We start from the raw sequence: 13,599 nt of genomic DNA, 5'->3' as shown, positions 1-13,599 counted from the left end.
GGGGCTAAACAGAGCTAGCCAGCTGCAGCTGGCGCAATTGGGCTGCTTGCTTGAGAAGGGCTTCCACGAAGCTCATCGCTTCCTGGGCGGAGTGGCCGGCAGCTAGTTGGGCCAATTCTTCCCGGCGCTCTTCTTCTCCCAGAGGATCCACCCGCACGCAAGTTCGCCCTTCTTGCACCACTTTGTGAACCCGCAGGTGGTGATCCGCTAGGGCAGCAATCAAGGGTTGGTGGGTAACGCAGAGAACCTGGCGGCTACGGGCAAGCTGGTGCAGTTTGGCGGCAATGGCCTGTGCTACCTTGCCGGATACGCCGACGTCGATCTCGTCAAAGACCAGGGTAGCCACCGGATCGACGCGGCTGAAGACTGCTTTTAAGGCCAGGAGAAAACGGCTCATCTCGCCGCCGGAGGCAATGTCGGCTAGCGGTTGCAGGGGCTCCCCAGGGTTGGGACTAAACCAAAAGCTCACCTGATCCACCCCTTCGGCAGTGGGAGATCCGGCTTGAATCTGCACCTGGAACTGCACGCCGCTCATCCCCAGGGGCCTGAGTTCCTCCAGCAGGGCTCTCTCCAGTTTCCGGGCTGCCTGCTGCCGCAGTTGGGAGAGCCTCTGGCAGTGGTGCTCCAGCTCCTGGGCTGCTTGGTTCAGCTGCGCCTCTAGTTCCTCCAAGTCGGTGCTCTCGTCCCGCAGGCGGGCTAGCTCCACCTGCACCCGCTCCGCATGAGCCATCACCTCCGTCAAGGTGGGGCCGTATTTGCGGCAGGCCTGGCGCAGTTGAGCTAAGCGCCGTTCAATTTTGCTTAACCGACTGGGATCGGCCTCCAGGGCCTCGCCGTAGCGCAGCAGCTCCCGCCCCGCTTCCTCTACCTGCACGAGGGCGTTGCTAACCATTTCCGCCAAGGGGGCAAGCTCGGGATCCCGTTGAGCCATGCTCTGCAGCAGCCGCTCGGCCTGGGCCAGGAGATCGGCGATGGCTGGCGAGCCGCTGTCATTTTGGTAGAGCAGTTGGTAGGCGGCATGGCTTTGCTGCCGCAGCTCTACCCGGTGGGCCAGGCGCTCCCGCTCCCGCTCCAGTTTGCTCAGCTCGTCGGGATCCTCCAGGCGCAGGGCAGCCAGCTCTCGGGCTTGCAGCTCCAACAGATCTAGGCGCTGCAGGCGCAGTTGTTGAGTCTGCTGCCGGGACTCCATTTCAGCTTTGAGCTGGCTCCAGGTCTGGTAGCAAGCTGCCACCTGGGTCCGTGCCCGCAGCAGCTCTTCGCCGCCAAAGGCATCCAGCCAGCGGCGCTGGGCTTGGGGAGACTGAATTTGAGCCGTTTGCCCTTGGGCAGTGATCTCCAGCAGTTGGGAGCGCAGCCTGAGCATCTGGGCTTTGTTGACCACCACCCCGTTGACTCGCAGGCGGCTGGTGAGCTTGCCGCTACGCACCACCAGTTCGCGGCTGCAGACCAGGCCCTCTTCCAGGGGCTCAATCTGTTCTTGCTCTAGCCAGGCTTCCAGATCGGCATTGGGTTGAAAGATAGCTTCCACTAGGCCCCGCTTGCTGCCACTACGCAAAGCCCGCGCTGGCCCGCCCAAAGCCGCATCGAGGGCCTCGAGAATAATGGACTTACCTGCCCCCGTTTCCCCGGTAAGCACGTTGAGCCCTGCCCCAAAGGGGATCTCCAACTGCTCGATCAGGGCGAAGTTCTCAATCCGCAACAGGCTCAGCATAGGGATCTGTCGCCCGAGGCGTCGCTAGCGGTGGCTAGGGCAGTTCTGTCTCAGGTTAGCGCAGCTGCTCCTGGAGCGAGGTTAGAAAGGAGGTTGCCCTTAGGTCTCCGGCGTTTCCCCTGGTTTATCGACTTGCTCGGGCGTGGTGTCGAGGGTTTCAGGGGTTGCCGTTACTTCCTGAGCAGGAGGGCTAGGCTCGGTTTCTGGCTCTAGGGCAGCGGATCCAGTGTCAGAAGCAGCAGGCGGGATCCCGGCTTCAGGTTCAGAAGCAGCAGCGGTGGAGGGAACGGCTTCTTCTTGCTTTTGCCGCTCGTAGCGGCGCCGTTTGAGGGCTTCGTCCACCCAGACATAGACCAAGCTGAGAAGGGAGAGCCCTGCCGTTGCCACTAAAACCCAGAGTAGAGTGTTGTCTATCGCCATTAGGTGCAATCCACCAAACGCTGCTGCCTGTGGAGAAATGCTGCTTCCTGAATCTTACCGTTGAAGTTGCACTGCCTAGTCCAAAGACGGAAGCCGTCTGCCATGCGCTACCTCAAGTTTTATAAACCCTACGGCGTGCTCACCCAGTTTACCGACCCGGCAGGGCGCCTCACCCTCAAGGCCTTCATCCCAGTGCCCAGGGTCTATCCAGTGGGGCGGCTAGATCGCGATAGCGAAGGACTGCTCTTGCTCACCGATGACGGCCAGCTCCACGCCCGCCTGATCGATCCCAAGTTTGGCCACAAGCGCACCTACTGGGTGCAGGTGGAAGGGATCCCTACGCCGCAGGCTCTGCAACAGTTGCAAGAGGGAGTGATCATCCAGGGGCGAAAGACCCGACCGGCTGAGGTTAGAGTTCTGGCCGAGGAGCCGGATCTGCCACCGCGGGATCCGCCCATTCGCTTTCGCCGCTCCATCCCCACCACCTGGCTGGAGCTGACGCTGCGGGAAGGTCGCAATCGCCAGGTGCGCCGCATGACTGCTGCGGTCGGGATCCCAACGCTGAGGCTGGTGCGGGTAGGACTAGGCCCCCTTTCCCTAGCAGGTCTGGCTCCTGGCCAGTGGCAGGATCTCAGCGAGGCGGAGTTGGCCCGCTTGCGGCACTGCTGTTTTGGCCAGTCGCGCCGTCCCCGGCTTGGGCGAGAGTTACAGCACCCCTTTTGAGCTGGGGATCCCATCTTGTCGGCGCGGATCCCGTTCTACGGCCATGCGCAGGGCGCGGGCAAAGGCCTTGAAACTGGCCTCGACGATGTGGTGGGCATTGAGACCAGCAACCTGGCGGATGTGCAGGGTAAGCTGGGCGTGGTTGGCCACCGCCTGGTAGAACTCGCGCACCAACTGGGTTTCGTAGCGGCCAATGCGTTCGACGGTCAGCTCCAGACCATAGCTGAGGTGGGGGCGCCCGGAAAAGTCCAGCACCACCTGCACCAGCGCCTCATCCAACGGAGCCCAGAAGTGACCAAAACGGTAAATGCCGCGCCGATCCTGCAGCGCCTGCGCCAGCGCCTGTCCCAGGGCAATGCCCACGTCCTCATTGGTGTGGTGGTCGTCGATGTGCAGATCCCCCACGGCCTTGATCTGGAGATCAATTAGCCCATGGGTGCTGAGCTGGGCCAGCATGTGGTCCAAGAAGGGGATCCCGGTGTCGATCTCGTACTGCCCTCTGCCATCGAGGTTGAGATGCACTTGAACGTCCGTTTCGTTGGTGCGGCGGTGAACCGAGGCCGTCCTGGGCTGCAGCAGGCGGGGGGAGTCGATGGCTGTCATGGCAAGGGTAGGGGAGCACTAGGAAGTCCCAGCTCTAGGATCGCACAGGTAGGGGTGCCAGAATCAGCGTCTTTGGCAAGGGGGGCAGGCGGGCTCAGGTTGCAGAGGGGGAGAGTGTTCCTTGCAGGATTGGCAACAGATTCAACGGGCCCTCAAGCAGTATTGGGGCTACGAGGCACTGCGCCCACCTCAGGAGCGGGTCATCCGTGCCTTGCTGGAGAAGCGGGATGCACTGGTGGTGTTGCCGACGGGTTTCGGCAAGTCTCTGTGCTTTCAACTGCCGGCCTTGCTGCAGACAGGGCTGACCCTGGTGGTCTCGCCTCTGATTGCCCTGATGGAAGACCAGGTGCAGGATCTCTGGAAGCGCCGTCTGCCAGCGGCCTGTTTGCACAGCGAGCTGGATCCAGCTCTGCGCAAGCGGGTGTTGCGGGCTTTGGAGGAGAACCGGCTGCGTCTACTGTATCTGGGGCCGGAAACCCTCTTCAGCCCGCCAGTCTGGGAGCGGCTGCAGCAGGTGCCCCTCAACGGCCTCATTGTCGACGAGGCGCACACCTTGGTGCACTGGGGGGGATCCTTCCGGCCCGACTACCGCCGTCTGGGATTGGTGCGCCCTGCCCTGGGCCAGCCTGCCTTTCCCATTGCTGCCTTTACCGCCACTGCCGATCCCGAAACCCTCAGCCGCCTGCGCCACATCCTCGACCTGCAGAATCCGGAATGCATTCGCGCTGACCCGCTGCGAACCAACATTTCTCTCAACGTGGCGGTGGCCTGGAGCCCAGCGGATCGCCGTCGGCGCCTGCTGCGCTTTCTGGCGGAAAACTCCGGCTCGGGCCTGGTGTACGTGCGCACGCGGCGGGATGGAGAGGAGCTGGCCGAGTGGTTGGGCTGCCGCAACCAGAAAACCGCCACCTACCACGGCGGCCTGGAGGCGGGATCCCGCCGTCGGCTGGAGCGGGCTTGGCTGGAGGGCGAGCTGCGCTTTCTGGTCTGCACCAACGCCTTCGGCTTGGGGATCAACAAGCCCGACGTGCGCTGGGTGCTGCACTTTCACCCGCCCCCCAACTTAATGGACTACCTGCAGGAGGTGGGGCGGGGCGGGCGGGATGGCGGCCCTTGCCAGGCCCTGATGTTGGTCTCCGAGCCGACAGGCCTCTTGGATCCCACCGATCGCCAGCGCCAAGCCTATTTCTATTCCCAGCAGGAGCGCTTGCTGGCCCAGGCGCGGCGTTTGCTGCAAACGCTGCCCCCCCAGGGATCCTACGCCGACTTGCCCCCCGGAGAGACGCGGGTGGCCCTGGGCCTGCTGCAGGAGATGGGCTGTCTGCATTGGCCAGATCCCTTTCACTTTCAAGTGCTGCACCGCCGCTGGCAGCCGCCGCCGCGGCAGGATCCCTGGCAGGGGATGGACGACTTCATCCACAGCCGCGGCTGTCGCTGGCAGGTCATCCTGCGGCATTTTGGCTACCCTGAGAACCAGCCTGGTCTGCCCTGCGGCACCTGCGACCGCTGCCGGGCTTCCCAAAGGCGCTGATGGGTGCTTGCCCAGCCTTGTGGCCAGCGATAGGATCCCCTCGCTGAAGACTTTCCTGGAGTGTCCATGGGTAGTTCTGGACCCCCGGTTGCAGCGCTTGAGCAGCCCTTGTCCCTGGCAAAGCAGGTGGCGCAACTGCTAGTGGTGCCGGTCTCGGCCCGCCTGGGATCCCAGGCTCCTCCCCGAGAGGTTCTCAAGCGGCTGATCCAAGAGGTGGGGATTGGAGGCATCTGGATTACCGATGGCCATGTGGCTGAGGCCCTGCTCCTCATTGAGGAGGCGCAGTCTTGGGCGACTCTGCCCCTTCTTGTGGCAGCCGAGGCCAGTCGCGGCCTGGCTCTGCAGGGAGCCACTTCCTTCCCCCACCCCCTGGGCCTGAGCCGCCTGGGCTCTGAGGCCGAGCGCTGGGCGGAACAGTGGGGAAGGATCACGGCGCGGGAGGCGGCGGCCATCGGCATCAACTGGCTGCTTGGCCCGGTGGCTGAGCCCCTGGGGCAGGGTCTAGCAAGACTGGCGCTGGCGGAGGAGCCACAGCTGGCGTTGCAACTGGCGCGGGCCTTTGTGCGCGGCTGCGAGCAAGCGGTTCCGGAGGGGATTCTAACCACCGCCAGAGCCTTCCCCGGCCAGGGCTGGGCAGAGGGGCAGGCCAACCCCCTGCTGTTGCTAAAGCCAACTGCTGACCCCTGGTGTCCTCGCCTAAGCCTCACCTTGGAGGAGCTGCAAGCAGGACCCTGGCTGCCGTTCCGCGGTCTGGTGGACCAGGTAGGAGCCATCTCGGTTGCGCCAGTGGTGCTGCCGGAGTGGGACGAGCGCTGGCCGCTCTCTCTTTTGCCGGGGCGGCTGACCCAGCTGCTGCGCCAAGAGTGGGGGTTTAGCGGTCTCATTGTGGCAGAGGGCCTCGACCAAAACTTCCTAGCCAACCTGGCTGATCCCCCCCTGCTGGCGGTGCGGGCTCTCCAGGCCGGCGCCGACCTCCTTTTGGCCCCTCCCGACCCTTTGGCGGCTCTCGCAGCCGTTGTGGAAGCTGTGCAGCGGGGATCCCTAGACCCCCAGGCCATTGCCCAGTCGGTAACGCGGCTGCTGCGGGCTAAGCAGCGGCTTTTTCCCTCCGCCTCCGCCCTACTCAAGCAGGTGTGGCCGCCCCTGGCAGAAACGGACTTTAGCTTGCTGCCTGGCTGGATGGGGGCTCAGGTCAACCGCGGTTTTCCCGACGAGCACTTAAAACCCTTGCTACTGGGGGATCCCCTCGCCAAAGATTCACCCCTTGCCAAGCTGTTTAGCGCCCGCTCCCATCTTCCTAGGGCTGCCCAGTTGGGATCTCTTCTAGCCGAGAGCGACATTGCCCCTTGTCAGGCAGCCATGGCCCGCGGCGGAGTGACCGGCGGTCAGCCTCTGCCTCTCCCCTTGCCGCCTGGCAGTTGGAACTGGATCTGGCAAGATCTCTCCCTGGGCGCTGAGGCAGTGCTCCTAGCCGAGTCCCCTGCCCTAAGCATTCCCGCGAGCTTGGGTCTTCCGCCCCTACTCAGCCATTCCCTTACCCCCTTGAGCTTGCTGGAGGCAGCCCTTAGCAGCGGCGGCCAGTTGATTCTCCAGGCCTTTGTCCACGAGGCTCTGCCCAACTACGTGGTGGATTGGCTAAGGCGGTGGCGGGAGCGGATAGCAGCCGTTGTTACTTATGGAAACTTGGCGGTTTGTCATCGCCTCCAGAGTTACTTCCAATGGACCAACGCCATCCACAGCCTCAACGCCGATTCCCTTGCTCAATTGGCAGTCATGCAACGCCTGTTTCCCAGCCGACCCCTGCTGGAGAAGGGCAGGCTTCAGCAAGCTGCTGCAGATCATTAAGAGAAAGTAAATGCCGTTACGGATTGTTGGCAGGAAGGGGCTCCTAAGCTATTGTATTGGTGGAAATGTAAAAGATTGAAACGTCTCTCTCAGGGTTGTCGGCTGTGCCTTTCTTTTTCCCCCACCTCGACATTTCCGGTAGCCCTCGCTTGGCTTCTGGCGGGGGAGGAGGGCAAGCCTGCTCTCAGCCCTCCAGGTGGCAGCCCCTGAGCCCATTTTTTGCCCTCCTGCAGGCGATGTGGTCAGTTGACTGGGCGAGGAACCTGGGACTGGGTCTAGCTCTTGTGGGTCTAGCGGTCTTTGGCTGGAGTTGGCTAGCGGCAGCCATGCGGCCGGATCCCTACACCGAGGCTGTTTTAAGTCTAGAAGGGCAAGCCAGCAGGGGAGCCTCGCTATTTGCCCTTAACTGTGCGGCTTGCCATGGCGAAGAAGGGGATGGCCGTGTGGGCCCCAGCCTGCGGGGAGTAAGCAGCCGCCGCTCCGACCGGTTTATCATTGACCGAGTAACTAGCGGCAAAACTCCGCCCATGCCCCAGTTTCAGCCCGATCCCCAAGCAATGGCAGACTTGCTTAGCTACCTGAAAACGCTCTGAGGCCGGCTCATGGGCCTGACACAGCAGCTTGCTTGCTATGCTCTCTGGCTGGCCTCCGTTTTTGCTTTTGCGGAATGGCTGCGCTCCCAGCAGGTAGACGGCGAATGGGTGCGCAAAGTTATCCACATTGGCGTAGGCAACATCATCTTGCTGGCCTGGGCCCTCCAGGTGCCCCGCTGGGTGGGAGTGGGGTTCTCCCTGGTGTTTGCGGGCTTGGCGCTGCTCTCCTACCGCGTGGCCATCTTGCCTAGCCTAAACGGCGTTGGGCGGCGCAGCTTCGGTACTTTTTTTTACGCTGTCAGCATTGGTCTATTGCTCTTCTGGTTTTGGCGGCCCCAGCAACAAGTTTTCGCTGTCATCGGCATTCTGGTGATGACCTGGGCCGATGCCCTGGCAGGGCTGGTGGGCAAAAGCTGGGGCAAACACCTGTATCGACTGGGATCTCTCCAAAAGAGCTGGGAGGGATCCCTGACCATGTGGGTGGTGAGCAGCTTGGTGATGGCGCTGCTGCTTGTGGGGTACTTTGGCTTCTCTCCCTTGTTGCTTGCCATCAGCGTCGGGGTGGGAGGGGTGGCCATGGGCTTGGAGATGTTGTCTTGGTGGGGGCTGGACAATCTGACTGTGCCATTGGGCAGCGCCAGTCTCTGCTTTGCTCTGCTGCAGCTTCTCAACTATCTGTAACGATTGCTACCAGTTACAGGCCAGACTAAGCCCAGCCCCAGCAGGGGCTGCTCTTCTTAGCCGCCCTCGCGCTGCCGGGGAGTACGGCGGGCCTTCCCCAACAAACTAGAGGTGGGACTCGTCGCCGCTCAGCAGCCAGGTAACCGAGACCCCCAGCGCCTTGGCAAAAGCCACCAGTTCTCTGTCGATGACCCGCCGTTTGCCCTTTTCCACCTGGCCAACCTTAACGTAGTCCAAATGCACACCGTACTTGGCCAGGCGACCCGCCAGTTGATCCTGGGTTAGCTGCAACTTCTCTCGTACCCAGCGCACCCGCTCTCCAATCAAGTTGGCCGCAGGGCGGTGCTGGTCTTTTCCAGCTTGGGGGGTCTGATGGCTTCTCCGGCGCCCCATGGTAGCCTAAGCTAGCACGATTTTGTCGGAGCAGGTAGCCTAGCTGTCTTATAGATAGCCTACTCTAGGCTCTGGATCGAAAATTGCTCACGGTTGTTTATTCCCAGGATGCTTGACCCGTTAATTTCTGTTACTCCCGCCTACAGGGGAGAAAATTCCTAGCAGAAAAGATGGGCATGATCGATTTTCGCTCACACAGGAGGAGAAACTTCCCTAGACTAGGAAGTGAAGTTCTCTCCTCAGGTGGCTGTGGTTTTCTCTCGTCCTTTATCCCCTCAGGAGCTCGAGGAGCCCTGGCCGGAGGCTCTGGATTCGGCTGCAGAGGCTGATTTAGAGGCCGGTAGCCGGCGCCTCAATGAAGATGCGGTCGACCACTACTTGAATACGATTGGCCGGGTGCCCCGCATCGATCACGCGGAAGAAATCGAGCTGGCGCGCAAAATTCAGCAGAAGCTGCTCATTGATCAAGCCCGCAAGGAATGGCGGCAGCAGCGGGGGCAGGATCCCAGCGATGAGGAGTTGGCGGCAGCCCTGCAGATCCCTGTAGCTACTCTGCGCTCGCGCATCCGCCAGGGAGAGCAAGCTCAGCGCAAGCTCATCAACGCCAACCTGCGTCTGGTGGTCAGTGTGGCCAAGAAGTACCTCAACCGGGGGGTGCCCTTTCTGGACTTAATCCAAGAGGGCAACATGGGCCTCATTCGAGCCACTGAGAAATTCAATGCCGAGCGAGGTTTTCGCTTCAGCACCTACGCCCACTGGTGGATTCGCCAAGGCATTACCCGCTGCATTGCCAACCAAGCCCGAACCATCCGCCTGCCAGTGCACATGGTGGACAAAGTGCGCTTGCTCAAGCGCACCAACCGCGAGCTCATGAAGGCCCGAGGACGGCGGCCTACCGAAGCCGAGCTGGCTGAGGCACTGGGCATCAAGATCAAGAAGTTGCGCCTGATCCAACAGGCTGCCGCTTTGCCTCTGTCGTTGGATGTGCCGGTTGGCCAGGAAGGGGAAAGCCGCCTGGGAGATCTGCTGCCGGATGAACGGCAGGAGCAACCCTTTGAGGAGATCCTGGAGCAATCCCTGCGGCAAGATGTGCGTTCTGCCCTGCAGACCCTGAAGCCCATTGAGAGGCAAGTGTTGGAGTTGCGCTATGGGCTAGACGGGCAAAGGGCGAGAACCCTGCAAGAAGTGGGGGATCACTTTAACTTGACGCGGGAGCGGATTCGGCAGATCGAACGGGATGCCTTGCGCAAGCTACGGGTGGGCCGTTCTTCGCGAACTTTGGTGCAGTACCTTCGCTAGGTTTGGCTCCAGGGGCTACTAAGGACTCGCTACAGAGATAGACCCAGCTTCAGGCCCAGCAGGGCATGGGTAAAGAGCAAGCAAAGAATGAGGCTGCCCAAATAGGCATGGGCTGTGCGCCAGGTCTCACGGTTGCCGCCAAAACCGCTCAGGGACAAAGCACTGTTGGCCGCCAGCAGCAGCAACACCAGGGATCCCGTCCAGAAGTGAGGGCTCCTCAGCAGGGGCTGGCCCTGCATCACAAGAGAAAGAAGGCCGCCGGTGTAGCCCAAGGCAATGAAGGTGGCCATCCAGGGGGCTACTTTGCGGTGATCCAAGAGGGGCTTTTGGGCCGATTCCGATAGGGAGCCCCCGCCTGCCAGGCGCAAGACCCGCCCCCGCCAGCCCGTTAGGCCAACAAAGCTGCCCATGACCACTACCACAATGCCCATCATCAGAGGATGTCCCCATTGCACAACTGGTTGGGGCAGGTTGAAGCCAGCAAAGAACTGGGCTACTGGCTGCAAGGCAGCCGTCAACGACTCGGAAACTGCCGACAGATCGGGCAAGGCCAAGCCCAACATAGGGATCCCTCCACTAGCGCCACAAACCCACAGTCTGTAACAAATCTACAACAAACCTACCCTGGATGACAGCGGCTAGCCAGAGGCTTCAGGGGAACACCTGGCGACGGTAAAATGTCTAGCGGTGAAGGGGCGGCCGAGGGCAGATCCCTGGCTGCAGACGCTAGCGAGCACAACGGAGTTATTCCCATGGCCAAGTTGTTGTTGGGGGATCAGTCCTTTGAGGTGGAGCTACTGACGGATGTGCCCACCAATTGGCCTGGAATTAAAGTCATGTCCAAGGGAGCTAAGCTAGATATCCCCCCGGGAACGGTGGTGAGGGTGGAGTCCGAGGATGACCACATAGCGGGCTCCTACAAGGTGGTCTATCGTTTGGCACCTGCCTATCCCCGCAGCTGGCGACTCCTCTTGGAGCGGGCAACTGCCGAGATCCCTCAGGAAGCTGCAGCTTCCCCATCCAAGGCTGCCCCAGCTAGCCCTGCCTCAGGCCCCTCGGCGCCCAACCGCGATAAGGTCTTTACCATCAAGGTATCCGGCCTGGTAGGAGGAGGCGTGCGCAAGAGCGTTGTCGAGTACAAAGTGCCCTTCAGCCGGCTCTCCCAAGAAGTTAAGCGGATTACCCGAATGGGGGGCAAAATCGTCAGCATTACAGAGTCCAATTTGTTGAGCAACCTCAGCTAACTTGCCTAGAAGGCAGCTGTGGCTCTGCTGGATCTCCACCAGCAGATGAGGGTGGTAGGCTAACGCTGGTTTTGCCGGTGAGGAGGAGAACATGACGTCTCGACAGCCGCCGAGGCGCCGGGGTGGCTATCCAGTCCCCAGTGCAAAAAGGGGAACCCCGTTCCCTCCCTCCGCCTTCCGCCACCGAAGTTTTTCTGCTCCCGTACGGCAACCGCCAACGAAGTTGCGCTTCCGGCTCCTCGGCTTCTTGGCCTTATTGGTCACGGTGCTGGGGTTTGGCGCCGGCGCCCTAGTGGCCTGGGTAACTGCTCATCCCAACTGGGCTAGCCGCCTACTGGGGCTAGGGCCTGCAGCCGAGATACCTGCTCCCCGCGCCCAAGCCAAGGCGTCCCAACAGCGCCTGACCCTCCCCCAAAAGCGGGATCCCTTTGCCCTTCATCCCACAGCCAGCCTCTCTTACGTGCCGGCCATCATGTACCACGACGTGGTAGCTGGCCGCAAACAGGTGTGGTTTGACACCACGGTAGCCGAGCTGCGGCAGCACTTCGAGGCCATTAAGCAGGCGGGGCTGACCCCCATCCACATTGACCAACTGTACAAACACCTACGCGACGGGGATCCCTTGCCGGAAAAAGCCATTTTGCTGACCTTTGACGACGCTTACCTGGGCCTGTACGAGAACGCCTACCCGCTTCTAAAGGAGTACAACTACCCCGCCACCTACTTTGTGCAAACTGGCTTTGTCGGCGTGCCCACCAGTAAGGATCACTTTACCTGGGATCAGATGCGGGAGATGGACGCCAGTGGGTTGATCGACTTTGCCGCCCACACCGTTAACCATCCTCCCGACCTGCGGGTGCTAGACGACAACCGTCTGCGGCGAGAGGTGTTTGACTGCAAGGCCAAGCTGGAGCAGGAGCTGGGCCACCCCATCTACTACTTTGCCTATCCCGAAGGCAATCGGGACGAGCGAGTGAAGCGGTTTCTTGCCGAGGCGGGCTACCGGATGGCTTTCACCATGGATCCTGGCTTTACAGGCCAGTCTCCCAACTTGCTGGAGGTGCGCCGCTTTAACCAGTTCCGCCTTACCGAAGCCATTATTGGCGCTCGCACCTTCACCCTTGGCCGCAGCCCCGACTACTGGCTGGATGTTACTCAGCCGTTGGCCTTGACCGATGAAGTGATCGACGGGGTGCGGGTACTCACCATCCGCGGCGGACGGGCAGCCACAGTGCATGCAGAACGGCGCTACGAGGTAAGGACCCTAGTCCAGCGCTACCAGGCCGATGCGGGCATTAACGGCAGCTTCTTCTCCATTCCCTGGATTAACTCCGCCAGCAACGTCATGGTGGGGCCGGTGATGGCTGCCAACCACAAGACCTTCATCCCCGGTCGCCCCGAAGATGACAAGGTGCTGCGCGGTCGCCCCCTGGTGCTGCTGGGCAGGGATCGGCTGCGCTTTGTGCCCTTTGATCCCGACACTATGACCCGGCTTGAGAACATCCGACAGTTGATGCCGGATGTTACAGATCTGTTTGTGGCGGGCCTGTGGCTGGTTAAGGACGGCCATGCCCTCTCCCAGGCGGAGATCGATTCCTTCCGCCTCTCTAGCGCCGCCGAGTTTCGCCCCAGGGCTTTCTTTGGGGTGGACAACCAAGACCAGGTAGTGATCGGAGTTACCAAAACCCACGTCAACGCCGCCATCCTGGCCCGTCTTTTGCCCAAAAGTGGGATCCGCGAGGCGGTGCTGCTGGACTCCGGCTTTAGCACATCGCTAGTCTACCAAGGGGAGATCCTCGCTACTGGCCATGCCCGCCCCAACCAGCCTAGCCGCCCTGTGCCCCATGCCATTCTGCTCTACGACCTGAACCGCCTATGGGCAAGGGATCCCTATCCAGAGGCCGAAGCTGGCTCTGAGGGAGATCGGCTGGAGGGGCTGGTGCAACTTTTGCCGGCTAGCGACCAAGAGGCAGCCAGGGCCCAACTGAAAGGCATTCTGGCCGGCCAGCGCACTCTGAGGCAGGGGGATCGGGGCCCGGCCGTAGTGGCAGTGCAACTGGGCCTAAGCCACCTGGCTGCTCAGCAGGGACGGCTGGATCTGCTCCCCTCTGGCCCCGATGGCGTGTACGGCCAAGAACTGGCCCAGGCAGTGGCGGAACTGCTGCTAGCCGAACCTGGGCGCAGTGAGGAGGGATCCCCTCTAGCAACCCCTACACCCCTAGGCGCGGGAACTGCCCCTCTGTCTGGAGGCGGGGACGCCATCGACGCCCAACTGCTGAAGCGGCTGCTGGAGCGGGTGGACTTCTCTCCTAGCGCTGTGCTGGTGGATACGCGCCTGGAGCGGCCAACTTGGCCTCTGGAGCGCAAGCCAACCCGGAAACTGCTGCCCAGGGTGGCTCTAGATTGAGCTATGGCTGCAAAGAGTCGGTGAGCGCAGCATTTAACCTCAAGCTGAGGCCAAAGCTAGGCCAGGTTCCCTTGGTTTGCGGGGTGAAGTTTGTCACCCCCTGGGTTCTGACAGCAGCCGGGCTGGTTGCGACTGTTGAAAGTGGCCAA

Annotated in this window: 13 protein-coding genes; 8 read left to right on the top strand and 5 right to left on the bottom strand. The window is 61.7% G+C overall.

The annotated features are described in order from the left end of the window. Positions 1 to 4: 4 nt before the first annotated feature. Both recN and NW812_RS01030 read right to left on the bottom strand, forming a co-directional pair. On the bottom strand, positions 5 to 1,711 hold the full coding sequence (gene recN, locus NW812_RS01035; protein WP_414393266.1) for a DNA repair protein RecN: 1,707 nt from the start codon (positions 1,709 to 1,711) through the stop codon (positions 5 to 7). A 99-nt stretch (positions 1,712 to 1,810) separates the two neighbouring features. Further along, positions 1,811 to 2,131: a hypothetical protein gene (locus NW812_RS01030; protein ID WP_414393264.1), complete on the bottom strand. Its 321-nt coding sequence runs from the start codon at positions 2,129 to 2,131 to the stop codon at positions 1,811 to 1,813. 102 nt (positions 2,132 to 2,233) lie between these two features. On the opposite strand from NW812_RS01030, the gene NW812_RS01025 reads away from it, so the two are divergent. Continuing rightward, entirely contained in the window at positions 2,234 to 2,854 is a 621-nt protein-coding gene (locus tag NW812_RS01025; protein WP_414393262.1) for a pseudouridine synthase, read from the top strand. Here NW812_RS01025 and hisB read toward each other — a convergent pair. After that, a complete protein-coding gene (gene hisB / locus NW812_RS01020) occupies positions 2,837 to 3,457 on the bottom strand; it encodes an imidazoleglycerol-phosphate dehydratase HisB (RefSeq protein ID WP_099812743.1) in 621 nt (206 codons plus the stop codon). The two genes, NW812_RS01025 and hisB, sit on opposite strands and share 18 nt — an antisense overlap. A 121-nt stretch (positions 3,458 to 3,578) precedes the next feature. Here hisB and NW812_RS01015 point away from each other — a divergent pair, with 121 nt between their 5' ends. From NW812_RS01015 to NW812_RS01000, 4 genes are all read left to right on the top strand, one after another. Next, positions 3,579 to 4,988 (top strand): RecQ family ATP-dependent DNA helicase, encoded by a 1,410-nt coding sequence (locus tag NW812_RS01015; protein ID WP_414393261.1) that lies wholly within the window; start codon positions 3,579 to 3,581, stop codon positions 4,986 to 4,988. Between the two features lie 108 nt (positions 4,989 to 5,096). Then, positions 5,097 to 6,833: a glycoside hydrolase family 3 N-terminal domain-containing protein gene (locus NW812_RS01010; RefSeq protein WP_414393260.1), complete on the top strand. Its 1,737-nt coding sequence runs from the start codon at positions 5,097 to 5,099 to the stop codon at positions 6,831 to 6,833. 104 nt (positions 6,834 to 6,937) lie between these two features. Beyond that, positions 6,938 to 7,426 (top strand): c-type cytochrome, encoded by a 489-nt coding sequence (locus NW812_RS01005; RefSeq protein ID WP_414393258.1) that lies wholly within the window; start codon positions 6,938 to 6,940, stop codon positions 7,424 to 7,426. Positions 7,427 to 7,435: 9 nt separating this feature from the next. Continuing rightward, positions 7,436 to 8,107: a diacylglycerol/polyprenol kinase family protein gene (locus NW812_RS01000; protein ID WP_414393257.1), complete on the top strand. Its 672-nt coding sequence runs from the start codon at positions 7,436 to 7,438 to the stop codon at positions 8,105 to 8,107. A 105-nt stretch (positions 8,108 to 8,212) separates the two neighbouring features. Here the strand turns inward: NW812_RS01000 and NW812_RS00995 are convergent, their stop codons facing one another. Beyond that, positions 8,213 to 8,500 (bottom strand): helix-turn-helix domain-containing protein, encoded by a 288-nt coding sequence (locus NW812_RS00995; protein WP_414393255.1) that lies wholly within the window; start codon positions 8,498 to 8,500, stop codon positions 8,213 to 8,215. Positions 8,501 to 8,725: 225 nt separating this feature from the next. Between NW812_RS00995 and NW812_RS00990 the strand changes: the two genes are divergently transcribed. Further along, positions 8,726 to 9,799 carry an RpoD/SigA family RNA polymerase sigma factor gene (locus NW812_RS00990; RefSeq protein WP_414393253.1) on the top strand — a complete coding sequence of 358 codons (1,074 nt, stop codon included), beginning with the start codon at positions 8,726 to 8,728 and terminating at the stop codon, positions 9,797 to 9,799. Positions 9,800 to 9,828: 29 nt separating this feature from the next. Here NW812_RS00990 and NW812_RS00985 read toward each other — a convergent pair whose 3' ends face one another. Further along, positions 9,829 to 10,362 carry a DUF4079 domain-containing protein gene (locus NW812_RS00985; protein ID WP_414393251.1) on the bottom strand — a complete coding sequence of 178 codons (534 nt, stop codon included), beginning with the start codon at positions 10,360 to 10,362 and terminating at the stop codon, positions 9,829 to 9,831. A gap of 189 nt (positions 10,363 to 10,551) precedes the next feature. On the opposite strand from NW812_RS00985, the gene NW812_RS00980 reads away from it, so the two are divergent. Next, positions 10,552 to 11,043, top strand: a complete 492-nt coding sequence (locus tag NW812_RS00980; RefSeq protein ID WP_414393249.1) for a phycobilisome linker polypeptide — start codon at positions 10,552 to 10,554, stop codon at positions 11,041 to 11,043. 247 nt (positions 11,044 to 11,290) lie between these two features. Further along, positions 11,291 to 13,450, top strand: a complete 2,160-nt coding sequence (locus NW812_RS00975) for a polysaccharide deacetylase family protein (RefSeq protein ID WP_414393247.1) — start codon at positions 11,291 to 11,293, stop codon at positions 13,448 to 13,450. Positions 13,451 to 13,599 lie beyond the last annotated feature (149 nt).

It is taken from the genome of Synechococcus sp. O70.2, assembly GCF_047462135.1.
In the GTDB taxonomy this organism is placed as follows: domain Bacteria; phylum Cyanobacteriota; class Cyanobacteriia; order Thermostichales; family Thermostichaceae; genus Thermostichus.
This window is presented reverse-complemented; position numbering and strand designations above follow the sequence as displayed.

Excerpts from the sequence above, each read along its gene's own strand:
- recN (WP_414393266.1), bottom strand. The coding sequence starts at position 1,711 with ATGCTGAGCCTGTTGCGGATTGAGAACTTCGCCCTGATCGAGCAGTTG.
- NW812_RS01030 (WP_414393264.1), bottom strand. The coding sequence starts at position 2,131 with ATGGCGATAGACAACACTCTACTCTGGGTTTTAGTGGCAACGGCAGGG.
- NW812_RS01025 (WP_414393262.1), top strand. The coding sequence starts at position 2,234 with ATGCGCTACCTCAAGTTTTATAAACCCTACGGCGTGCTCACCCAGTTT.
- hisB (WP_099812743.1), bottom strand. The coding sequence starts at position 3,457 with ATGACAGCCATCGACTCCCCCCGCCTGCTGCAGCCCAGGACGGCCTCG.
- NW812_RS01000 (WP_414393257.1), top strand. The coding sequence starts at position 7,436 with ATGGGCCTGACACAGCAGCTTGCTTGCTATGCTCTCTGGCTGGCCTCC.
- NW812_RS00995 (WP_414393255.1), bottom strand. The coding sequence starts at position 8,500 with ATGGGGCGCCGGAGAAGCCATCAGACCCCCCAAGCTGGAAAAGACCAG.
- NW812_RS00985 (WP_414393251.1), bottom strand. The coding sequence starts at position 10,362 with ATGTTGGGCTTGGCCTTGCCCGATCTGTCGGCAGTTTCCGAGTCGTTG.
- NW812_RS00980 (WP_414393249.1), top strand. The coding sequence starts at position 10,552 with ATGGCCAAGTTGTTGTTGGGGGATCAGTCCTTTGAGGTGGAGCTACTG.